Here is a 20,870-nt window from a genome sequence, read left to right on the forward strand (position 1 = left end):
CCTCCCGCCACACCCCTCGGGCCGGCGGGGCGCCCGTCAGCGCGCGACGCTCAGCGACAGCGCGAACCGCTTCCGGTCGTCCGTCCACCACCGGGTCAACTCCATCCCGGCGGAGGACAGTTCCTCGCGCACGCCGTCCTGACGGAACTTCGCCGACACCTCGGTCCGCAGGTCCTCGCCCGCCGCGAAGTCCACGGCCAGTCCCAGTGAGGGGATCTTCACCGTCTGCGCGGTACGGGAGCGCAGCCGCATCTCGATCCACTCGTGCCCGGCGTCCCACAGCGCCACGTGGTCGAAGGCGGCCGGGTCGAAGTCGGCGCCCAGCTCCCGGTCGATGACGTCCAGGACGTTCTTGTTGAACGCGGCCGTCACACCGGCCGCGTCGTCGTACGCCCGGACCAGTACCTCCTCGTCCTTCACCAGGTCGGTGCCCAGCAGCAGGGCGTCGCCCGGGGCGAGCAGGGCGCGGACGGAGGCGAGGAACGCGGCACGCTCGGGCGGCAATAGGTTGCCGATGGTGCCGCCGAGGAACGCCACCAGCCGCGGCCCCGGCGTGTCGGGCAGGGTCGGCAGGGTGGTGAAGTCGGCGACCAGGGCGTGCACGTCCAGCCCCGGCCGCTCGGCGGCCAGCGCCCGCCCGGCCAGGGTGAGGGCGCTCTCGCTGACGTCGACGGGGACGTAGGCGCGCAGTCCGCCCAGGGCGTCGATCAGGTGCCGCGTCTTCTCCGAGGAACCGGAGCCCAGTTCGACCAGGGTGCGGGCGCCGGACGCCGCGGCGATCTCACCGGCACGGGCGATCAGGATCTCGCGTTCGGCACGGGTCGGGTAGTACTCGGGCAGCGCGGTGATCTCCTCGAACAGCTCGCTGCCCCGTGCGTCGTAGAACCACTTCGGCGGCAGCGTCTTGGGGCTGCCGGTCAGGCCCTCGCGGACATCGGCGCGCAGGGCGGCGTCGACGGCGTCCTCGGGCAGGGTGCGGGTGAGGCGGAACGGACTCACGTGAGGGGCTCCTTGAGCGGGGTCAGTAGAACGTCCGTACGGCTTGCCGCGAGCAGGGTGCGGTCGGGGACCTCACGCCAGTGCGGATCGTCGTCGTAGGGCTCGGAGGCCACGACGACGCCGCCGCCGGTCCGGGCGAGGTACCACAGCGTGTCGCCCCAGGCGGTCGCGGTGACGGTGTCACCGTCTGTGAGCAGCAGGTTGAGCCGGGCCCCGGGGGCCGCCGCGGCGACCTCCAGGACCGTGTCGGAGAGCGCCTGCCCCTCCTCGTCGCCGGCCCGCAGCCGGGCGAGCACCAGCGCCCACACGAACGCGGAGTCGTTGCGCGCCTCCAGCGACAGCACCTCCTCGGCGGGCAGGGACGCGACCAGCGGCGCGAGCGAACCCGGCCAGCCCGGCACCGCCCCGTTGTGGCTGAACAGCCAGGTCCCGGCGGCGAACGGCGCCGCCGCGGCCTCCGCGTCGGCACCCGACAGGGTCGCGTCCCGTACGGCGGCGAGCAGCGCCCGGGTGCGGACGACACGGGCGAGGTCGGCGAACGACAGGTCCGCCCAGACCGGTCCGGCCCGCCGGTACCGGGCCGGCACCGGATCGCCCTGCGCGTACCAGCCCACGCCGAAACCGTCGGCGTTGACCGTGCCGTACCGCTGCCGCCGGGGCGCCCAGGACTGCCGGTACAGGCCGTGCGGCGGCGCCACGAGCAGCTCGCCCAGCGACTCCTCGGGCCCCGTGTACGCCACGTGACGGCACATCAGACGTCCTCCGAGCGCGCCGTGCGGAACCCGCAGAAGATCTGCCGCCGGACCGGCAGGTCCCAGTTGCGGAACGTGCCCCGGCAGGCCACCGGGTCCACGGCGAACGAACCGCCGCGCAGCACCTTGTACTCCGGCCCGAAGAACACCTCCGAGTACTCCTTGTACGGGAACGCCCGGAACCCCGGGTACGGCAGGAAGTCGCTCGCCGTCCACTCCCACACGTCGCCGATCAACTGCCGTACGCCCAGCGGCGACTCACCGGCCGGGTAGCTCCCGGCGGGCGCCGGACGCAGATGCCGCTGGCCGAGGTTGGCGTGCTCGGGGCCGGGGTCGGCGTCGCCCCACGGGTAGCGCGTCGAGCGGTCGCCGACCGGGTCGTACCGGGCCGCCTTCTCCCACTCGGCCTCGGTGGGCAGCCGCCGTCCGGCCCAGCGGGCGTAGGCGTCCGCCTCGTACCAGCACACGTGCAGCACCGGCTCGTCGGGCGGCACCACCTCGGTGACGCCGAACCGGCGCCGCAGCCACTGCCCGCCGTCCCGGCGCCAGAACAGCGGGGCGGTGACGGAGTTGCGGCGGATGTGGGCCCAGCCCTCCGCGGTCCACCAGCGCGGCTCGTCGTAACCGCCGTCCTCGATGAACGCCTGGTACGCGGCGTTCGTCACCGGGGTGGTGTCGATGCGGAAGGGCGCCACCTCACGCCGGTGCGCGGGCCGCTCGTTGTCCAGCGCCCACGGCTCGTCCGAGGTGCCCATGGTGAAGGGGCCGCCGGGGACGAGGACTTCGGACGGGCCCGTGAACAGCGCCACCGGCTCCGGGTCCGGGGCGGTCAGGGCCTGCGGTCCCCTGCGGAGCTGGTGGGTGATCAGCATGGTCTCGTCGTGCTGCTGCTCGTGCTGGGCGATCATCCCGAAGGCGAAGCCCGCCTCGGTCAGCCGCGTCCCGTGGAACGCCGCGCCCTCCAGCACGTCCAGCGCCCGGCTGCGCACCTCCGCCGCGTACCGGCGGGCCTCCCGGGGCGCCAGCAGCGGCAGGTTCGGGCGCTCGGCGCGCGGGTGCTCGAAGGCGTCGTACAGGCTGTCGATCTCGGGGCGTATCGCCTCGTGGCCGGCGACGGTCCGCAGCAGCCACTGTTCCTCCTGGTTGCCGATGTGGGCGAGGTCCCACACCAGTGGCGACATCAGCGGGGAGTGCTGCGCGGTCAGGTCGGGCTCGTCGACGCAGCTGGTCAGCAGGGTCGTACGGTCCCGCGCGGTGACCAGCGAGACGACCGCGCGCTCGCGCAGGGCTTCGGTGTCGGGGGCGGGGCCGGTCATAAGGAGGTGTCCTTCCCGTGCGGATGGGAGCGGGCGGCGAGGGACGCCGCGCGCAGCTCGTCGAGGGAGTCGTCGGCCGGGCAGCGGCCGCGGGCGACATAGCGGTCCAGGTACGTCCCGACCGCGTCGACCACCTCGGTGGTGGCGCCGAGCCGGGGCAGGGCGCGCAGCGCCGCCGTGAAACAGCCGGCGGCCACCTCGCGCAGCTCCGGGTCGGCCAGCCCGGTACGGGCCGCGTCCCGCCAGAGCGGATTGTGCGGCGCGGGCATGCCGTGGGCCCGCTCGGCCAGCGGTTTCACCGCCCGGTAGGCGGTCTCGGTGGCCTCCGGGTCGTCGAACAGCGCCGCGACCACGGCCAGCGGCACGATCCAGCCGTCGTCGCCGGGCTGCGCGTCGATCATGCGCAGTTCCAGATGGCCGCGCGGCCTGACCGGCGGGAACAGGGTCGTGGCGTGGTAGTCGAGGTCGTCCCGGGTCGGCGGCCCGGGCGTGCCGGACCTGGTCCACTCCCGGAAGGTGAGCCCCTCGGGCACGTGCCACGGCCCGTCGTCGCGCCGTACGCACATCACGGGCGCGTCCAGGACGTGCCGGGCCCAGGCGCCGCGCGGGTCGGTGTCCAGCACGGGGGCGCCCGCCCGTCCGGCGCCGATCTGCGTCCAGCGCAGCTGCCGGGTGGACAGCCAGCCGGTCGGCCGGGCACCGGCGATCGGGGAGTTGGCGAACGCGGCGACCAGGACCGCGCCGAGCTGGTGCGCCAGCCACCAGCGCCGTACGTGGCCGAGCGGGCCGGGTTCCTCGTACCCGGCGTCCACGCACACCTGCACGGAGGCGGAGGAGCACATCATGGCCCGGCCGGCGGGACCGGTGCGGTCCAGGCAGGCCTCCATGGCGTCGTAACGCGGCCGGCGCAGGAGCCGGCGAGGGGGGTGCCAGGGATCGTGGCCGAGGCCGACGAGGACCAGACCGTCCTCGCGCAGTACCGCGCGGACGGCGTCGAGGTCGGCGGAGACGGTGCCGACGCACTCCATCAGGGAGGCGGCGGGCGGCGAGCTCAGCTCCAGCTGGCCGCCGGGCTCGACGGTGAGCGCCGACCTCAGGGGCACGGACCGCAAGGCGGCGTAGGCCGCTTCGAGCCGTTCGGGTGAGACGGGGAGCCGCGGGTCCCGCAGCTCGTGGACGAGCCATTCCACCTCGACACCGAGGAGGCGCGGCGGTCCGGTCTTGAAGCAGATGCCCCGCACCAGGGCCTCCACCTCGGCTTCCGTGACGGGGAGACGCGGCTCGGCACAGCCGCCTGCCGAATCGGACATGTGGGGATCCTCCCGAGATTCCGCCATGCCACCGGCCCGGAGCGTCCGCGGTCCCGGCCGGCACCAACCCGTCCACCCAAAACCATCGCGTCGGCGGGCACAAGGGCGCCTGGCGGGGCGCTCCGGTCCGGCCGTCCTTTCGTCCGGACTGTTTCCGGGCGGTTCTCCGCCCGTTCCCCGGGCCTTTCGGGCGGCGAAACTCCGTTGCGGCGCGTCACCAGCATCACTGAGGATGCCTGCACGGGCACGACGAGCGGGACCGCGCGGCGCGTGGTCACGGCGGCTGCGGGGGTGGCGCCGTGAGCGCGCCCGCGCGGCACCGCCCGGGGCCGCGGGGTGTTCCGCAGCGGCCCCGCCCGCGTGACGGCGGCGTTCCGGTCGCACCCGGAGCAGGGCGGGCGCTTCGCGGGCGCCTTCGCACACGGGGTGTCCGGCATCCCGGACCGCACCGGCGACAGCGCGGTCCGCGCCGCGTTCGAGCGGACCTCCGCGGACCTGCTGTCCGGGCCGGCGGTGATCAGCTCCAGCCGTACCGCTCCCGCAGCCGCTGACGCACGAGGTCGAACCGCATCCGGTCCAGCGCGCACGCCTCCCGGCGCATGCCCTCCTCGTGCAGCCGCAGCACCCGGTCCACGGCCACCCACGAGTCGCGGCCCGACCGGTCCCACGGCCCGCTGCCGATCGGCACCCACTTCCGGTGACCGTTGCGCCCCTTGCTGGACAACTGCACGGCGAGGAACGTCCCGCCCGCCTCACGGGCGACGACCAGCACCGGACGGTCCTTGCCCCGGCCGTCGTCCTCCTCGTAGGGCACCCAGGTCCAGACGATCTCCCCGGGGTCGGGGTCGCCGTCGTGCGCGGGCGAGTACTCGGTGCGCACCCGGCCCACCTCAAGGGGTGCGGCCTCGACGGTGGCGGAAGGGCCGTGGCGGCCCGGGGCGTTCTCAGGGCTGAAGGCGGTCACAGGCGTACCGTACGGCACCCCGGAGGGCGCCCCCCACGCGGCCGGGACACCGGTTCAGCAGGCTCCGGGCAGCCCCGTGAGTTCCCGGCCGGTGACCATCTCGGCCTCGATCCGGACGAACACCCCGTCGTGCGTCGGCATCCATGAGCGGGGCCCGGTCCGCAGCAGGAGCTCGTGCTCGGCCGGGTCGGTCACCACGGCCGCCCGGCCGGTGACCACCACGCTCCAGCCGGACCGGCTCCCGGCGTCGAAGTCGTCGGCCTGGAAGGCGACCACGACGCCGTCGACCGCCCGGACCAGTTCGGAGGCGGCGGAGGTGCGCAGCACCACGGAGGCGTCCGTGTCCAGGGTGAAGCCGACGGGCAGGACCGCGGGCAGCGCCTGCCGGGTGTGGACGACGCGACCGACCGGCGCCCTGGCCAGCAGGCGCAGGCACTCCCGGCGGTCGAGCGACCGGAAGCCATCGCCGTGGATCATTCCTCCATCGTCGTCGGCGGATCCCGACGGGGCCAGGGCCGGACGGCCCCGATTGACTGCCCGGACCGGCCCGGGCCCGTGACGCGAACCCGCATGTCTGGCTTTCCCCGCAGGTGGAACCCGGGGGACATGGGCAAGAGCGCGCTGATCGTCATCGACATGATCAACACCTACGACCATCCGGACGCCGAGCATCTGATCCCCTCCGCCGAGACGGTCGTGCCGGTCGTCTCCGGCCTGCTGGAACGGGCGCGGCGCCGGGACGTGCCGGTGATCTACGTCAACGACAACTTCGGCGAGTGGCGCTCCCACCACGGGGAACTGCTCGACAAGGCCCTGTCGGGACCGCACGCGCGCCTCGTGAAACCGCTGGTGCCGGACGACTCCTCGCTCTTCGTCGTCAAGGCACGGCACTCGGTCTTCTTCGAGACCCCACTGGGCTATCTGCTCAACCAGCAGGGCATCGACCGGCTCGTGCTGTGCGGCCAGGTCACGGAGCAGTGCGTCCTCTACTCGTCGCTCGACGCGCACATCCGCCACTTCGACGTGACCGTCCCCCGCGACGCCGTCGCCCACATCCACGCCGACCTCGCGGACGCCGCCCTGCGGATGATGGAACGCAACATGGGAGCACGGGTGTGCGACAGCGACGAACTGTGGAACTGACGCACCGCGGCGCGGGCCCGCGGGCCGGCACCGGCCCATGAGCCGCCATCCCGCCCCGCCCCGCGAGGTCCGCCCCTACCTCGACGAGCTGGTCCACCGCACGCGCACCGTCTGCGGCCCCCACCTGGTGAGCGTCCTCGCCGTCGGATCCCTCGCGCTCGGCGACTACCGGCACGGACGCAGCGACGTCGACGTGACCGTCGTGGTGGACCGCCCGCTTCCCCGGCGCGCCCTGACCGAACTGGCCGGGACGCTGGCCCACCCCGCCCTGCCCTGTCCCGCGGCCGGACTGGAACTGGTCGTGTACCCGGCCGACTTCGCCGGCCGTCCGTCCGGCGGGGCCGGCTACCTCATGGACCTCAACACCGGACCCTCCCTGCCCGAACGGGTCAGCCTCGATCCCGGGGAGGCGCCCGCGTTCTGGTACGTCCTCGACCGCTCCGTCGCCCACCAGGCGGGCCTCCCGCTGTTCGGCGCTCCGGTACGGGACGTGATCGCCGCACCGGAGCGGGCCGCCGTGCTCACCGCGCTCCGCGCCTCCGTGCGCGAACACGCCGAGGGCGAGGGGCACGCGGCCGACAACCGGGTGCTCAACGGCTGCCGCTCCGTGGTGTACTGCCGCACCGGCCGCTGGTTCGCCAAGCGCGGGGCGGCCGGGATCGTCGCCGCCTCGGAGGCGGGTTTCCGGCCACTGATCGCAGACGCGCTGCGCAGCTTCGAACGCCCCCGTGACTCCGCGCCGGAGCTGCCCGGGGCGGCGGTGCGGGAGTTCCTGGCCTGGGCGGCCCGGCGCGTGGACGAGGCCGTCGAGGCGGAGGACGGGGACGGCGCCCCGCCCTGACGGACGCCTTCGGACAGGCCGTGCGCGTACGCCCGGGGACGGCGTCACCCGGGAGGTTCCCGGAGGCGTGCGGCGGGGCGGGTGTGCTCCACGCCCGCCCCGCCGGTCGGTTTACGCGCCGCGCAACGGGCTACGCGGCGGACACGGGGAGTCCAGGCCGGCCACGTACCGGGAGGTGCCCATGACCACACGGATACGGGACGTGATGTCCACGGACACCGCGTCCGTCGAACCCATGACGACGGTGGCGCGGGCGGCACGCCTGATGCGGGAGCAGGACATCGGCGACGTCCTCGTCGCGTACGACTGTGATCTGTTCGGCGTGCTCACCGACCGCGACATCGTGCTGAGGGGCGTCGCGGAGGGACACGACCCGGAGGCCACGACGGTCGGTTCCCTGTGCACGCGCCCGCCCCTGGTGACACTCGACCCCGAGGACACCACCGATCACGCCGTGGAGCTGATGCGGCGGCACGCCGTGCGGCGGCTCCCGGTGGTGGAACGCGGCGGCTGTCCGGTGGGGATGGTGAGCCTCGGGGACCTCGCCGCGACGGAGGACCCGCACTCCGCCCTGGCGGACATCAGCGCGGCGGCCCCCACGCACTGAGCGCGGGTCCTCCCGGCCCGCCGCCCCTGCCCGGGGGCGCCGTCCCCGGGCAGGGGCCGTTCCGGAGCGGCGGTCATCCGCCGACCGTGAGCGCGCACGTCCAGCCGCACGGACCCGGGTGGATCCGCAGTTCCCCCCAGCCCACGTCCGTCGGCATCCGGCCGGTGACCCGCACGTCCGTCAGGGCGGCCACCGCCAGGCGCACGTCGAGACCGTCCTCGGTCCCGTCGGCCTCCACGTCGACCGGTACCTGGCCGTACTCCTCCAGCCGGTACAGGACCTCGTCCAGCAGCGCCGCCAGCAGATCGTCGTCACTGGCCCCGGCCAGCCGGACGCGTCCCGCACCCGTCGGCCGCACCCCGGAGACGTCGGCGAAGCACTCCACCACCGCCGCCACCGCCTCCGCCAGACAGTTCTCCCGGCTCGCCGCCCACACCTCGATCCGGAACTCGTCCTCCTGCGCCACCGCCCGGTGCCCGTTCTCCTCCGGCCGCCGCGCCTGCCCGTAGCCGCTCGTGTCACCGACCATGGAACTCGCCTGCCCGACGACCGCGCACCCATGCGGGCGCCGGGCGCTTCGAGTGCCGGAGGGCGGGGTACGCGGGTGCGGACCAGGTGCTCCAGGTGCCGTCTCCGGTACGGAGGGAGGGCATCCGCCATGCGGTTCCGTGACCGTCGGCAGGCCGGCCGGGAACTGGCCGCACGGCTGCGGGAGAGGCAGGACGAGGGAGCCCTGCCCGACCCCGTCGTGCTGGCGCTGCCCCGCGGCGGCGCCGCCGTGGCCGTCGAGGTCGCCCGGGCGCTGGACGCCCCGCTCGACGTCCTCGTCGTACGGAAGATCGGCGCCCCCTTCCACGAGGAGTTCGGTGTCGGCGCGATGGCCGGCGACGGCGTTCCGCTCTTCGACGAGGACGCCCTGGCGCGGCTGGGCCTCGACGAGGCCGACCTGGCGCCCGTCGTCGAACGCGAGCGCACCGAGCTGCGCCGCCGCGAAGAGCGCTACCGCGGGGACCGGCCCGCTCCCGAACTGCGCGGACGGACCGTGATCGTCGTCGACGACGGACTGGCGACCGGCTCCACCGCCCGCGCCGCGCTGCGCGCCCTGCGGGCACGGGACCCCGGGCGCCTCGTGCTGGCCGTTCCGGTCGGCGCGACGGAGGGTCTCGCGCTGATGCGTTCCGAGGCCGACGAGGTGATCTGTCCGCACGAGCCGGCCGCGTTCATGGCCGTGGGCCAGTGGTACGAGGAGTTCGACCAGCTGACGGACGAGGACGTGCTGGACGCGTTGCACCGCCGTGGGGCGTAGCCGCGGTCAGACGACCCCGTCCGCGCGCAGCGCCGCGATCTCCTCGGGGGAGCGGCCCAGTTCCGCCAGGATCGCCTCCGTGTGCCCGCCGACGGCCGGCACCGGGTCCATGCGGGCCGGCAGACCCGCGAGGTCGGCGGGCGGCAGCAGGGCCTCCACGGTTCCGCCCGGCACCGGCACCTCGCGCCAGCGGCCGCGGGCGGCGAGCACCGGATGGCCGAGGAACGCGGCCACGTCGTTGACCCCGGCGCAGGCGATGCCGATCGCCTCCAGCTCCCCGAGCAGCTCCTCGGCGTCCGCGCGGGCGAAGCGCTCGGCGAGGACCGCGTTCAGCTCCTCCCGGTGCGCCACGCGGTCGGGGCCGGTGGCGAAGCGCGGATCGTCGGTCAGCTCCGGCCGGCCGAGGAACTCCGTGCACAGGGCCGCCCACTCGCGCTCGTTCTGGACGGAGAACAGCACCTCGCGTCCGTCGGCGGCGCGGTAGGCGCCGTACGGGGCGATGGTGGCGTGCTGGGTGCCCAGGCGCGGGGGCTGGGCGCCGCCGTGGCGGGTGTAGTAGGCGGGCTGGCCCATCCACTCGGCGAGCGCCTCGAACAGGGACACCTCCACCGGGTGCGCCCTGCCGGTGGTCGCGCGGGTGTACAGGGCGGTGAGCACACCGCTGTACGCGTACATCCCGGCGGCGATGTCGGCGACGGAGATCCCGGTGCGGGCGGTCCCCTCCGGTGTCCCGGTCAGCGACACCAGACCGGTCTGGCACTGCACCAGCAGGTCGTACGCCTTGCGGTCGGCCCAGGGGCCGCTCGTGCCGTACCCGGAGATCGTGCAGGGGATCAGCCGCGGGTGGCGGCGGGTCAGCTCGCCGGTCCCGAGGCCGAGGCGGCCGGCGGCGCCCGGCGCGAGGTTCTGCACGAAGACGTCGGCGTCCCGGAGCAGTTCGTGCAGGACCGCGCGGCCGCGCGGGTCCTTCAGGTCCAGGGTGAGCGACTCCTTGGAGCGGTTGATCCACACGAAGTAGCTGGAGTGGCCGTGCACGGTCGTGTCGTACCGGCGGGCGAAGTCCCCCTCGCCCGGCCGCTCCACCTTGATCACACGGGCGCCGAGATCGGCCAGCTGCCGGGTCGCGTAGGGCGCGGCCACCGCCTGCTCCACGCTGACCACCGTGATCCCGGACAAGGGGGGTTCGTGCACGTCCGCGCCTCCTGCCTGCTGCGGCCCCGATCAGTACCGCCGGGGCGGGGCGGCTGTCAACGGCCGCCCGCCCGTTCACCGGCCGGCGCGGCTCCCGGAGCGTCGGCGGTCACGCCCGCCCCGCGGTGGCGGCGGTCCTGCGGGGGACCGCGCGGGCCGGCCCGCGTGAGGGGCGCCCGAGCGAGCGCTACCGTCCCGGCGCCCCGGCCCGCAGGCCGTCCATGACCAGGTCCAGCAGACGGGCGGCGCGCGGCTGCCAGTCCTCGGCGGGATCGAGCTGCCAGAGGCCGCCGATGGCCAGGACGAGGTCGTCCGCGGTCACCCCGGGGCGGATGACACCGGCCTCCTCGCAGCTGCGCAGCAGGAGTTCGGCCGCCTCGGTCACCGGAGCGTGTCCCGGCTTGGCGGGGCTGTCCGGTCCGCTGGTGGCCTGCCGGATGGCGTCGGCCAGACCGGCCTTGGCCATGGCGAACCGGGCCAGCCCGTCCATCCACTCGCGCAGCGCGCGGTCGGGTTCGCGGGTGCTCAGCAGCTGCGCCGCGCTGTCGGCCACCTGCCGCATCTCGTGCCGGTAGATCTCCAGGACGAGTGCCTCACGGCTGGGGAAGTTCCGGTAGAGCGTGCCCTGTCCGACGCCCGCCTTCCTGGCGATCACGCTCAGCGGGGTGTCCGCCGCGCGCGTGAGTTCGACGAGAGCCACCTCCAGGATGCGTTCGCGGTTGCGCTGCGCGTCCGAGCGCCGGGGCGCCGCCGTGCTCCTGGGCGCCTCCACGCACGGGGGTGCGTCCTCGCGGTGTCCCACTCGTCCTCCTCCCGGACCGTGGCCGAAATCCGTTCTTGATGACCGGACAACTGTCCACTACGTTCTTCGAAGTAACGGACAGCTGTCCGCTTCGAGTCCATCGTATCGGCGGACACGGGCGGCGCGGGACGGCCGGCGGCATGCCCCGGAACGACCGGTCCCCCGTCCTTCCCGCTCCCCCCGCATGCTCCCGAACGCCCCCACGTTCCGTAAAGCCCCCGCGTCATCGACTCGTCCGCCTTCCAGATCCGTGAAAGAAGGCTGCCCATGGCCCCCTCGACGTCCAGCAGCGTCACCCTGAACATCAACGGCGAGAAGCACACGCTGTCCGTCGACCACCGCACCACCCTGCTCGACGCCCTGCGCGAACGCCTCGATCTGACCGGCACCAAGAAGGGCTGCGACCAGGGGCAGTGCGGTGCCTGCACGGTGCTGGTCGACGGCCGCCGCACCGTGTCCTGCCTGCAACTGGCCGTCGCCTCCGGCGACCGCGAGATCACCACCGTGGAGGGCCTGGCCGACGGGGACCGGCTGCACCCGGTGCAACAGGCCTTCCTCGACCTGGACGGCTTCCAGTGCGGCTACTGCACCCCCGGCCAGATCTGTTCGGCCGTCGCCGTCATCGAGGAACACGCGGCGGGCTGGCCCAGCGCCGTCACCGAGGACGTACGGCCCGAAGCGGGACCACCGCCCCTGACCCCCGAGGAGATCAGGGAACGCATGAGCGGCAACCTGTGCCGCTGCAGCGCGTACGTGCAGATCGTCGAGGCGGTCGCCCGCGCCGCCGCGGAGCACCGCGGCCGGACCGGGGAGACCGCGGCATGAGGGAATTCGACTACCGGCGCGCCGACGACGTCTCCGGCGCGGTGGCGCTGCTCCGCGCCGACCCCGACGCCCGCTACCTCGGCGGCGGCACCAACCTCGTCGACCTGATGAAGAACGGCGTCGAGCGCCCGGCCCGGCTCGTCGACGTCCGCGCCCTCCCGCTGGACCGGATCGAGCCGGCCGACGGCGGGCTGCGCATCGGCGCCACCGTCACCAACGGAGACCTCGCCGCGCACCCCGGGGTCCGCCGGGACTACCCCGCCCTCGCCCAGGCCGTGCTCGCCGGCGCCTCCGGGCAGTTGCGCAACATGGCCACCGTCGGCGGCAACCTGCTCCAGCGCACCCGCTGCGGCTACTTCACCGATGTGACCCGGCCCTGCAACAAGCGTGCGCCCGGCAGCGGTTGCCCCGCCGTCGAGGGCGAGCACCACAACCACGCCGTCCTGGGCGCCTCCGACCACTGCGTGGCCGTCCACCCCTCCGACATGGGCGTGGCGCTGACCGCCTTCGACGCGGTCGTCTCCTACGAAACCGCCGACGGGCCGGGGGACCTGCCGCTGGCCGACTTCTACCTCCCGGTGGGTGACACCCCGCACCGGGAGACCGCCCTGCCGCCCGGCGCGCTCATCACCCACGTCACCCTGCCGCCCGCGCCGGTCGCCGCCCGCTCGCGCTACCGCAAGGTCCGCGAACGCGCCTCGTACGCCTTCGCGATCGGCTCGGTCGCCGCCGCCCTCGACGTCAGCGGGGGAGTGGTGCGCGAGGCCCGCCTCGCCCTCGGCGCGGTCGCCTCCCGGCCCTGGCGGGCCCGCGCCGCCGAGCGCGTCCTGAACGGCGCCCCGGCCACCGCCGAGTACTTCGCCGCGGCGGCGGACGCCGAACTCGCGGCCGCCAGGCCGCTGCCCGACAACGGATACAAGGTGACACTGATGCGCAACCTCGTGGTGGCCGTGCTGTCCGAACTCGCCGAGGAGGCCGCCCGATGACCGCCGTCACGACCGGCGCCACGACGACGGGCGCCGTCGGCACCGCGCACACCCGCGTCGAGGGCCGCGACAAGGTCACCGGCGCCGCCCGCTACGCCGGGGAGATCCCCTTCGTCGGCCTCGCCCACGGCTGGCTGGTGCTGTCCACCGTCGCCCGCGGCCGGATCCTGACCGTGGAGACCGGGCCCGTGCTCGGCATGCCGGGCGTGCTCACCGTCCTGCACCACGGGAACGCCCCGCGCCTCGACACCGACTACATCGGCATGCTGGGCTTCCCTCCGGACCCGACGGCCGCGGTCTTCCAGAGCGACCGGGTCCCGCACGCCGGCTGGCCCGTCGCGCTCGTCGTCGCCGAGACGCCCGAGCAGGCCCGGGAGGCCGCCGAGGCGCTCGTCGTCACCTACGAGCGGGAGCCGCACGACGCCGAACTCTCCGCGGACCGTCCGGACGCCTACCCGGCGGACGGACACATGCCCGCGGTGACGGAGAAGGGCGACCTGGAGGCCGGGCTCGCCGGCTGCGCCCACGTGGTGGACGAGGAGTACACCACGCCGGAGGAGCACCACGCCATGATGGAGCCGCACGCGGCGGCCGCCCTGTGGGACGGCGGCCGGCTCGAGGTCGTCGACTCCAACCAGGGCACCACCTGGGTCGCCGACGAGATCGCGCGGATGTTCTCCCTGGACGCGTCCGCGGTACGGGTGCGCTCCGAGCACGTCGGCGGCGGCTTCGGCAGCAAGGGCCTGCGGGCCCACCAGGTGTGCGCCGTGATGGCCGCGACCGCCCTGCGGCGGCCGGTCCGCGTCGTCCTGACACGCCGCCAGATGTTCTCGCTCACCGGCTACCGCAGCCCCACCGTCCAGCGGATCCGGCTCGGCGCCGGCCCCGACGGCCGGCTGCGCGCCCTCGAGCACCGTTCGCTGAACCAGACGTCGACGGTCTGGGAGTTCGTCGAGCCGGGCGCCGGTGTGGCGCGCGTGATGTACGACGCCGACGCCCACCGCACCTCGAACGAGGTGGTACGGCTGGACGTGCCGTCCCCGACGTGGATGCGCGCGCCGGGCGAGGCGCCCGGGTCGTTCGCGCTGGAGGCGGCGCTCGACGAACTCGCCGAGCGGTGCGGCATCGACCCCGTCGAGCTGCGGCTGCGCAACGATCCCGAGCGCGGCCCGGTCTCCGGACTGCCGTTCGCCGGCCGCAACCTCGCCGCCTGCTTCCGCGAGGGCGCCCGCCGCTTCGGCTGGGCCGGCCGCGACCCGCGCCCGGGGACGCGCCGCGAAGGGCGCTGGCTGCTCGGCACCGGCACGGCCGCGGCCTCCTTCCCCTCGGGCGCCCTCCCGTCGACGGCCGCGGTGACCGCGGAGGCGGACGGCACCTTCACCGTGCGGATCGCCGCGGCCGACATCGGCACCGGGGCGCGTACGGCGCTCACCCTGGTGGCCGCCGACGCGCTCCGGGTGGCGCCCGACCGGGTCCGGGTGCGCATCGGCGACAGCGACTTCGGCCCGGCGGGGATCGCGGGCGGCTCCATGGGCACCCGCTCCTGGGCCTGGGCGGTCACGGCCGCCGCCGAGGAACTGCGCGGTCGGCTCGTCCACGGGGGCGCCGTGCCGCCGGAGGGCGTCACCGTACGGTCCGACACCACCGCCGCCCTCGGCGCCCTCGCCCAGAGGGAGCGGCACTCCTTCGGAGCGCAGTTCGCCGAGGTGGCCGTGGACGTCGCCACCGGCGAGGTGCGGGTGCGGCGGATGCTCGGCGTCTTCGCGGCGGGCCGGATCGTCAATCCGCTCACCGCGCGCGGTCAGCTGGTGGGCGGCATGACCTGGGGCATCTCGATGGCCCTGCACGAGGAGGCGGTCCGGGACCGCGCCTCCGGCGGCCTCCACGGCGCCGATCTGGCCGGTTACCACGTCGCCACCCACGCCGACGTGCCGGAGGTCGAGGCGGACTGGGTCGACGACCCGGACCCCGACGACCCGGTCGGCATCAAGGGCATCGGCGAGGTCGGCATCGTGGGCGCGGCGGCGGCCGTCGCCAACGCGGTCTGGCACGCGACCGGCGTACGCCACCGGAACCTGCCCATCCGCCCGGACCGGGTCCTGCGGGCGGGAGGACCGGGTGTTTGACATCGCCGGCGAGCTGCACCGCTGGCTGACCGAGGGCCGGGAGTTCGCGGTGGCCACGGTGGTGTCCGTGGGCGGCAGCGCGCCGCGCGGCCCCGGCGCCGCCCTCGCCGTCGATCGCGCGGGCACGGCGATCGGCTCGGTGTCCGGCGGGTGTGTGGAGGGCGCGGTGTACGAGCTGTGCGCCCGGGCGCTGGAGGACGGCGGGACCCGCGTCGAACGGTTCGGCTTCAGTGACGAGGACGCCTTCGCCACCGGCCTGACCTGTGGCGGGATCATCGACGTCATGGTGACCCCGGTCGCCGGGCGGGCGCCCGCACGGCCGGTGCTGGAGGCGGCGCTGTCGGCCGTCCTGCGGGGCGGGCCGGGGGCGCTCGCCCGGGTCGTCGACGGCCCGGCGGAACTCCTCGGCAAAGCCCTGTTCGTCCACCCGGACGGGTCGTACGAGGGTGGCCTCGGCGGGGCCGCGGAGCTGGACCGGACGGCGGCCGGGGAGGCCGGGGTCCTGCTGGAGGCCGGTCGTAGCGGCACGGTCGCCGTGGCGGCGCGCGAAGCGGGACGGGCGTCCCCCCGGACGGAGTCCGGGGGAGGGACGCACCGCCCCGGCGGGCTGACCCTGTTCGTGGAGTCCTCGGTGCCGCCGCCCCGCATGATCGTCTTCGGGGCGGTCGACTTCGCGGCGGCTCTGGCGCGGGCGGGCAAGTTCCTCGGCTACCACGTCACGGTGTGCGACGCGCGGCCGGTGTTCGCGACCGGGGCCCGCTTCCCGGAGGCCGACGAGGTCGTGGTCGACTGGCCGCACCGCTATCTGCGGAGCACGCGGACCGACGCGCGCACGGTGCTGTGCGTCCTCACCCACGACGCGAAGTTCGACGTACCGCTGCTGAAGGAGGCGCTGGGGCTGCCGGTGGCGTTCGTCGGGGCGATGGGCTCCCGCCGCACCCATGCCGACCGCGAGCGCCGGCTGCGTGAGGCGGGCGTGGGGGAGCGGGAGCTGTCCCGGCTCCGTTCCCCGATCGGCCTCGACCTCGGCGCCCGCACCCCGGAGGAGACCGCCCTGTCCATCGCGGCGGAGATCGTCGCCACCCGCCGCGGCGGTACGGGGGTCCCCCTGACGGGCTCGCGAACGCCGATCCACCGCGACGGACGGTCCACGACGGCGGCTGCCTGAGCCCCTCCGGCGTCCGCGGGGGCCGTTCTTCCGGGGCGGAGCCCCTCCGGCCCCCGCGGGGCGGGTCAGGCGGCCGCCGGCTCGCCGGCGAGGTCGTGGAGGCGGGTGATGACCTCCGTCAGCTGGGCGGCGACCTCGCTGTCGTCGGCCGGGTGGGTCTCGGCGAAACGGGTCACCGAGCCGGGGATGGAGAGCTTGATGTCCTCGATCACCTTGCCGCCGGCGATGCCCACGGCCTTGCGGGCCTCGTCCTGCGCCCAGACGCCGCCGTACTGGCCGAAGGCGGTGCCGATCACGACGACCGGCTTGCCGCTGATGGCGCCGGCGCCGTAGGGGCGGGACAGCCAGTCGATGGCGTTCTTCAGGACGGCCGGGATCGTGCCGTTGTACTCGGGCGTGAAGAGCAGCAGGGCGTCGGCGCCCGCGGCGGCCTCGCGCAGCGCGGCGGCGGCGGCCGGGACGCCGCCCTCGACGTCGATGTCCTCGTTGTAGAAGGGGATCTCCGCGAGCCCCTCGTAGAGCGCCACCTCGGCACCCGCGGGAGCGAGCTTGACCGTGGTCTCGGCGAGCTGGCGGTTGTGCGAGCCGGCGCGGAGGCTGCCGACGAGGGCGAGGATGCGAACAGACATGAGGAAACTCCAGAGGGGAGGGGCTGACATACTGCCGAAACAATCCGGACCGCGGTCCGTTTCTCTGTTGTAGCACTCCAACCGGACCGCGGTCCAGTTTCTTCCCGATGCCTTACGCTGGCTTCATGCCCGCCCTTCCGCCGCCCGCCCCGGTACCCCAGGAGCCCGTACAGCCGCAGGAGTTGCTGCAACTGGGCACCGACCCCGACGAGCCCTGCCTGCGCGCCGACGCCGCACGCAACCGGGCCCGCCTGCTGGAGGCGGCCGCGCTGCTCGTCGCCGAGCGCGGGGCCGACAGCATCACCATGGAGGAGGTCGCGGCGGCGGCCCGCGTGGGCAAGGGGACGGTCTTCCGCCGCTTCGGCGACCGCACCGGTCTGCTCACCGCCCTCCTCGACCACTCCGAGAAGAAGTTCCAGGCCGCCTTCCTCACCGGACCCCCGCCGCTCGGGCCGGGCGCGCCCCCGGTCGAGCGGCTGCGCGCCTTCGGCCTCGCGATGCTCCGCCGCACCGCCGAGGAGCTGGAACTGCAGCTGGCGGCCGAACCGGGAGCGGGCCGCCGCTTCACCAGTCCGCCCCGCCGGGTCCTGTGCCATCACGTGTCCCTGCTGCTGCGCGAGGCGGTCCCGGACGCGGACTTCGACGTCCTCGCCCACACGCTGATGGCCCAGCTCGACCCCGCCCTGATCCACCATCTGCTACGGCAGTGCGGCATGCCGCAGGAGCGGCTGGAGTCCGCCTGGCTGGACCTGGTCGACCGGGTGACGGCCTCGGCTTCCTCCTGCTGACGGCGTATCAACTCCCCCGGTGGAACGGCCGGTTGCGGCTTCTGCAAGGATGCCGTGTGTCATGGTGCAGATAACGAACACGTCCGCGTCCCCCGCACCGACGCGCTCCGTACCCACGAGCGCCGATGTGGCCCGCCTGGCCGGCGTCTCGCGCGCGACCGTCTCCTACGTCCTGAACAACGCCGGCGCCGTCCGGATCAGCGAGCCCACCCGCCGTCGGGTCCGCGAGGCCGCGAAGGAGCTCGGGTACGTGCCGCACGCGGCGGCCCGCAGCCTGCGCGCCGGGCACAGCCGTACGGTCCTGATGCCCGCGCCCGCCTTCCCCGTCGGGCCGCTCTACAGCCAGTTCATCAACGGTCTCCAGAGCTCCCTGGCCCGCCTCGACTACACGGTCGTGCAGTACGGCACCGTCGGCCTGCACGACGACGAGGCCGCCCGCGCCTGGGCCGAGCTGAGGCCCGTGGCGGTCCTGGTCCCCGGCTCCGGGCTCGGCCCGCGCGGCGTCGAGGTGCTCAAACGCTCCGGGGCGCGGGCCGTGGTCACCCTCGGTCCCGAGTCCGTCGAGGGCGCGCACGCCCTGCTCCTGGACCACGACGTGGTCGGTCACAGCGCCGGCGCCCACCTCCTGGAGCGGGGCCGCCGCCGGATCGGCGTGGTCGTCCCGCGGGAGCCCGGCCTGGAGGCGTTCTCCGCGCCCCGCCTGGCCGGGGTGCGCGCCGCCCTGCGCGGCACCGGCGCCACGGTCACCGAGCTGCCGCTCGCGTACGACGAGGGGGCCGCCGCCCTGCTGGCCGCCCGCTGGCGCGAACTCGGCCTCGACGCCGTGTTCACCTACAACGACGAGTACGCGATGCTGCTGATGCGCGCGCTCCAGGACGAGGGCGTCCGCGTCCCCGAGGAGACCGCCGTGCTGGGCGCCGACAACCTGATGCTGGGCCGGCTGCTGCGGCCCCGGCTGAGCACCGTCCACCTCGAGCTGCCGTCCGGCCGCGAACTGGCCGAACTGGTCGACCGTGCGGTGCGCGACCCGGACGCCGCGACCGGGACCCACAGAGTGCTGGGGGCCTCGGTGGTGCGGCGCGAGTCCAGCTGACCGGGGCCCGCGGCCGCCTCAGGCGTCCGGCGCGCCGCCCTGCTGCGCCTGCTGCTCGGCGATCTGCTTGCGGACGTCGTCCATGTCCAGCTCGCGGGCCTGCCCGATGACGTCCGTCAGGGCGGCCTCGGGCAGCGCGCCCGGCTGGGCGAACACGGCGACCTGGTCGCGCACGATCATCAGCGTCGGGATCGACTGGATGCCGAAGGCCGCGGCCAGCTCCGGCTGCGCCTCGGTGTCCACCTTGCCGAACACCAGGTCGGGGTTCTCCTCCGCCGCCTTCTCGTACACCGGCGCGAACTGGCGGCACGGACCGCACCAGGCCGCCCAGAAGTCGATCAGCACGAACTCGTTGTCCGTGACCGTCCGGTCGAAGTTCTCCTTGGTGAGCTCCACGGTGCTGCTCATCGCGCGTTCCCTCTTCCTGGGGTCGGGTCGGGCCGTCGGCACAACACGGCCGGCCGGTCACGTATTCCGCGCCCCTACCCCTGTGGCCCCGGGGCACACCACCCATCAGACTGGCACCATGACGGAAACGCAATCGACGCAACCGGAATCAACCGCCTACGACGTCGTGGTGCTCGGCGCCGGGCCCGTGGGCGAGAACGTCGCCGACCGCACCCGCGCCGCCGGGCTCACCACCGCGGTCGTGGAGAGCGAACTGGTAGGCGGCGAGTGCTCCTACTGGGCGTGCATGCCCAGCAAGGCCCTGCTGCGCCCGGTCATCGCCCGGGCCGACGCCCTGCGCGTCCCCGGCCTGAGCCGGTCCGTCCAGGGCCCCCTGGACGCCAACGCGGTCCTCGCCCGCCGCGACTCCTTCACCTCCGGCTGGAAGGACGACGGCCAGGTCCGGTGGCTGGAGGGCACCGGAGCCGACCTGTACCGGGGCCAGGGACGGCTCACCGGCCCGCGCACCGTCACCGTCACCGACGCCGACGGCGGCCGGCGGGTCCTCACCGCCCGGCACGCCGTCGCCGTCTGCACCGGCAGCCGCGCCCGGCTGCCCGACCTGCCCGGACTCGACGGGGTCCGGCCCTGGACCAGCCGCGAGGCCACCAGCGCGCGGTCCGCGCCCGGCCGGCTGGTCGTGGTCGGCGGCGGGGTCGTCGCCGCCGAGATGGCCTGCGCCTGGCAGGCCCTCGGCTCCCGGGTCACCGTCCTCGTCCGCGGCGAGGGCCTGTTGAACCACATGGAGCCGTTCGCCGGCGAGATGGTCGCCGAGGCGCTCACCGAAGCCGGCGCGCAGATCCGCACCGGCACCTCCGTGAAGTCGGTGACCAGGGAGAACGGCACGGTCCTGGTCACCACCGACGGCGGTGACCGGATCGAGGCCGACGAGATCCTCTTCGCCACCGGCCGCGCCCCGCGCACCGACGACATCGGCCTGGAGACGATCGGCCTGGAACCCGGCTCCTGGCTCACCGTGGACGACAGCCTCCGCGTCACCGGCCACGACTGGCTGTACGCCGTCGGCGACGTCAACCACCGCGCCCTCCTCACCCACCAGGGCAAGTACCAGGCCCGGATCGCGGGCGCCGCCATCGTCGCCCGGGCCGCCGGGGAGCCCGTACAGGCGGAGGACTGGGGCGCGCACGCCGCCACCGCCGACCACACCGCCGTCCCCCAGGTCGTCTTCACCGACCCGGAGGCGGCCTCCGTCGGCCTCTCCCTGGCCGAGGCGGAGCGGGCGGGCCACCGCGTCCGCGCCGTCGACGTCGACCTGTCCTCGGTCGCGGGAGCCGGTCTGTACGCCGACGGCTACAAGGGCCGGGCCCGCATGATCGTCGACCTCGAGGAGGAGATCCTGCGCGGCCTCACCCTCGTCGGCCCCGGCGTGGGCGAACTGATCCACTCCGCGACCGTCGCCGTCGCCGCCCGGGTCCCGGTCGCCCGCCTGTGGCACGCGGTCCCGTCCTACCCGACGATCAGCGAGGTCTGGCTGCGCCTGCTGGAGGCCTACCGCGACGCCTGACCCGCGCCGCCGGGGGCCGGGCCGGGGCGGGCGGCCGCGCCCCGGCCCGCCG

General features: G+C 74.8%; 22 protein-coding genes. 11 read left to right on the forward strand and 11 right to left on the reverse strand.

Translation table 11 applies throughout. The annotated features are described in order from the left end of the window. Positions 1-36: 36 nt before the first annotated feature. From egtD to ABTY20_RS13275, 6 genes are all read right to left on the reverse strand, one after another. Complete coding sequence (gene egtD, locus ABTY20_RS13250; RefSeq protein WP_351997090.1) at positions 37-999, reverse strand: L-histidine N(alpha)-methyltransferase; 963 nt, start codon at positions 997-999, stop codon at positions 37-39. After that, positions 996-1,751: an ergothioneine biosynthesis protein EgtC gene (gene egtC, locus ABTY20_RS13255; RefSeq protein ID WP_351997091.1), complete on the reverse strand. Its 756-nt coding sequence runs from the start codon at positions 1,749-1,751 to the stop codon at positions 996-998. Before egtC ends, egtD begins: the two co-directional genes overlap by 4 nt. Then, complete coding sequence (gene egtB / locus ABTY20_RS13260) at positions 1,751-3,067, reverse strand: ergothioneine biosynthesis protein EgtB (protein ID WP_351997092.1); 1,317 nt, start codon at positions 3,065-3,067, stop codon at positions 1,751-1,753. Before egtB ends, egtC begins: the two co-directional genes overlap by 1 nt. Next, the gene (gene egtA / locus ABTY20_RS13265) at positions 3,064-4,377 is read right to left on the reverse strand and encodes an ergothioneine biosynthesis glutamate--cysteine ligase EgtA (protein ID WP_351997093.1); all 1,314 of its coding nucleotides are present in this window, start codon (positions 4,375-4,377) and stop codon (positions 3,064-3,066) included. The genes egtB and egtA overlap by 4 nt, the downstream gene beginning before the upstream one ends. A 517-nt stretch (positions 4,378-4,894) precedes the next feature. Then, positions 4,895-5,341, reverse strand: a complete 447-nt coding sequence (locus ABTY20_RS13270; RefSeq protein ID WP_351997094.1) for a type II toxin-antitoxin system PemK/MazF family toxin — start codon at positions 5,339-5,341, stop codon at positions 4,895-4,897. Positions 5,342-5,395: 54 nt separating this feature from the next. Further along, positions 5,396-5,818 carry a pyridoxamine 5'-phosphate oxidase family protein gene (locus tag ABTY20_RS13275; protein WP_351997095.1) on the reverse strand — a complete coding sequence of 141 codons (423 nt, stop codon included), beginning with the start codon at positions 5,816-5,818 and terminating at the stop codon, positions 5,396-5,398. Between the two features lie 129 nt (positions 5,819-5,947). Here ABTY20_RS13275 and ABTY20_RS13280 point away from each other — a divergent pair, with 129 nt between their 5' ends. From ABTY20_RS13280 to ABTY20_RS13290, 3 genes are all read left to right on the forward strand, one after another. After that, positions 5,948-6,484 (forward strand): cysteine hydrolase family protein, encoded by a 537-nt coding sequence (locus tag ABTY20_RS13280; protein ID WP_351997114.1) that lies wholly within the window; start codon positions 5,948-5,950, stop codon positions 6,482-6,484. Positions 6,485-6,521: 37 nt separating this feature from the next. Continuing rightward, positions 6,522-7,325 (forward strand): nucleotidyltransferase domain-containing protein, encoded by an 804-nt coding sequence (locus tag ABTY20_RS13285; protein WP_351997096.1) that lies wholly within the window; start codon positions 6,522-6,524, stop codon positions 7,323-7,325. A gap of 181 nt (positions 7,326-7,506) precedes the next feature. Then, positions 7,507-7,932 (forward strand): CBS domain-containing protein, encoded by a 426-nt coding sequence (locus tag ABTY20_RS13290; RefSeq protein ID WP_351997097.1) that lies wholly within the window; start codon positions 7,507-7,509, stop codon positions 7,930-7,932. Positions 7,933-8,005: 73 nt separating this feature from the next. Here the strand turns inward: ABTY20_RS13290 and ABTY20_RS13295 are convergent, their stop codons facing one another. Then, entirely contained in the window at positions 8,006-8,461 is a 456-nt protein-coding gene (locus ABTY20_RS13295) for an archease (protein ID WP_351997098.1), read from the reverse strand. 129 nt (positions 8,462-8,590) lie between these two features. Here ABTY20_RS13295 and ABTY20_RS13300 point away from each other — a divergent pair, with 129 nt between their 5' ends. Next, complete coding sequence (locus ABTY20_RS13300; RefSeq protein WP_351997099.1) at positions 8,591-9,238, forward strand: phosphoribosyltransferase; 648 nt, start codon at positions 8,591-8,593, stop codon at positions 9,236-9,238. A gap of 6 nt (positions 9,239-9,244) precedes the next feature. Here ABTY20_RS13300 and ABTY20_RS13305 read toward each other — a convergent pair whose 3' ends face one another. Continuing rightward, positions 9,245-10,429, reverse strand: a complete 1,185-nt coding sequence (locus ABTY20_RS13305) for a CaiB/BaiF CoA transferase family protein (RefSeq protein ID WP_351997100.1) — start codon at positions 10,427-10,429, stop codon at positions 9,245-9,247. Between the two features lie 187 nt (positions 10,430-10,616). Beyond that, complete coding sequence (locus ABTY20_RS13310; protein WP_351997101.1) at positions 10,617-11,231, reverse strand: TetR/AcrR family transcriptional regulator; 615 nt, start codon at positions 11,229-11,231, stop codon at positions 10,617-10,619. A 267-nt stretch (positions 11,232-11,498) separates the two neighbouring features. Between ABTY20_RS13310 and ABTY20_RS13315 the strand changes: the two genes are divergently transcribed. From ABTY20_RS13315 to ABTY20_RS13330, 4 genes are read left to right on the forward strand one after another with little or no spacing between them, the layout of a single operon-like run. Further along, the gene (locus ABTY20_RS13315) at positions 11,499-12,056 is read left to right on the forward strand and encodes a 2Fe-2S iron-sulfur cluster-binding protein (protein ID WP_351997102.1); all 558 of its coding nucleotides are present in this window, start codon (positions 11,499-11,501) and stop codon (positions 12,054-12,056) included. Next, positions 12,053-13,042, forward strand: coding sequence for an FAD binding domain-containing protein (locus ABTY20_RS13320; protein WP_351997103.1), 990 nt, complete (start codon positions 12,053-12,055; stop codon positions 13,040-13,042). Before ABTY20_RS13315 ends, ABTY20_RS13320 begins: the two co-directional genes overlap by 4 nt. Next, positions 13,039-15,168, forward strand: a complete 2,130-nt coding sequence (locus ABTY20_RS13325) for a xanthine dehydrogenase family protein molybdopterin-binding subunit (RefSeq protein ID WP_351997104.1) — start codon at positions 13,039-13,041, stop codon at positions 15,166-15,168. The genes ABTY20_RS13320 and ABTY20_RS13325 overlap by 4 nt, the downstream gene beginning before the upstream one ends. Next, a complete protein-coding gene (locus ABTY20_RS13330; RefSeq protein WP_351997105.1) occupies positions 15,161-16,336 on the forward strand; it encodes an XdhC family protein in 1,176 nt (391 codons plus the stop codon). Before ABTY20_RS13325 ends, ABTY20_RS13330 begins: the two co-directional genes overlap by 8 nt. 65 nt (positions 16,337-16,401) lie before the next feature. Here ABTY20_RS13330 and ABTY20_RS13335 read toward each other — a convergent pair whose 3' ends face one another. Next, positions 16,402-16,965, reverse strand: coding sequence for an NAD(P)H-dependent oxidoreductase (locus tag ABTY20_RS13335; RefSeq protein ID WP_351997106.1), 564 nt, complete (start codon positions 16,963-16,965; stop codon positions 16,402-16,404). Between the two features lie 125 nt (positions 16,966-17,090). Here ABTY20_RS13335 and ABTY20_RS13340 point away from each other — a divergent pair, with 125 nt between their 5' ends. After that, entirely contained in the window at positions 17,091-17,753 is a 663-nt protein-coding gene (locus tag ABTY20_RS13340; protein ID WP_351997107.1) for a TetR/AcrR family transcriptional regulator, read from the forward strand. A 49-nt stretch (positions 17,754-17,802) separates the two neighbouring features. Further along, positions 17,803-18,846, forward strand: coding sequence for a LacI family DNA-binding transcriptional regulator (locus ABTY20_RS13345; protein ID WP_351997108.1), 1,044 nt, complete (start codon positions 17,803-17,805; stop codon positions 18,844-18,846). A gap of 18 nt (positions 18,847-18,864) precedes the next feature. On the opposite strand, the gene trxA is transcribed toward ABTY20_RS13345, so the two are convergent. Continuing rightward, a complete protein-coding gene (trxA, locus tag ABTY20_RS13350) occupies positions 18,865-19,254 on the reverse strand; it encodes a thioredoxin (protein ID WP_351997109.1) in 390 nt (129 codons plus the stop codon). 118 nt (positions 19,255-19,372) lie between these two features. Here trxA and ABTY20_RS13355 point away from each other — a divergent pair, with 118 nt between their 5' ends. Then, the gene (locus tag ABTY20_RS13355) at positions 19,373-20,818 is read left to right on the forward strand and encodes a dihydrolipoyl dehydrogenase family protein (protein ID WP_351997110.1); all 1,446 of its coding nucleotides are present in this window, start codon (positions 19,373-19,375) and stop codon (positions 20,816-20,818) included. The last annotated feature ends 52 nt before the right edge of the window (positions 20,819-20,870 follow it).

This window comes from Streptomyces sp. NPDC126497, from assembly GCF_040302425.1.
GTDB lineage: Bacteria > Actinomycetota > Actinomycetes > Streptomycetales > Streptomycetaceae > Streptomyces.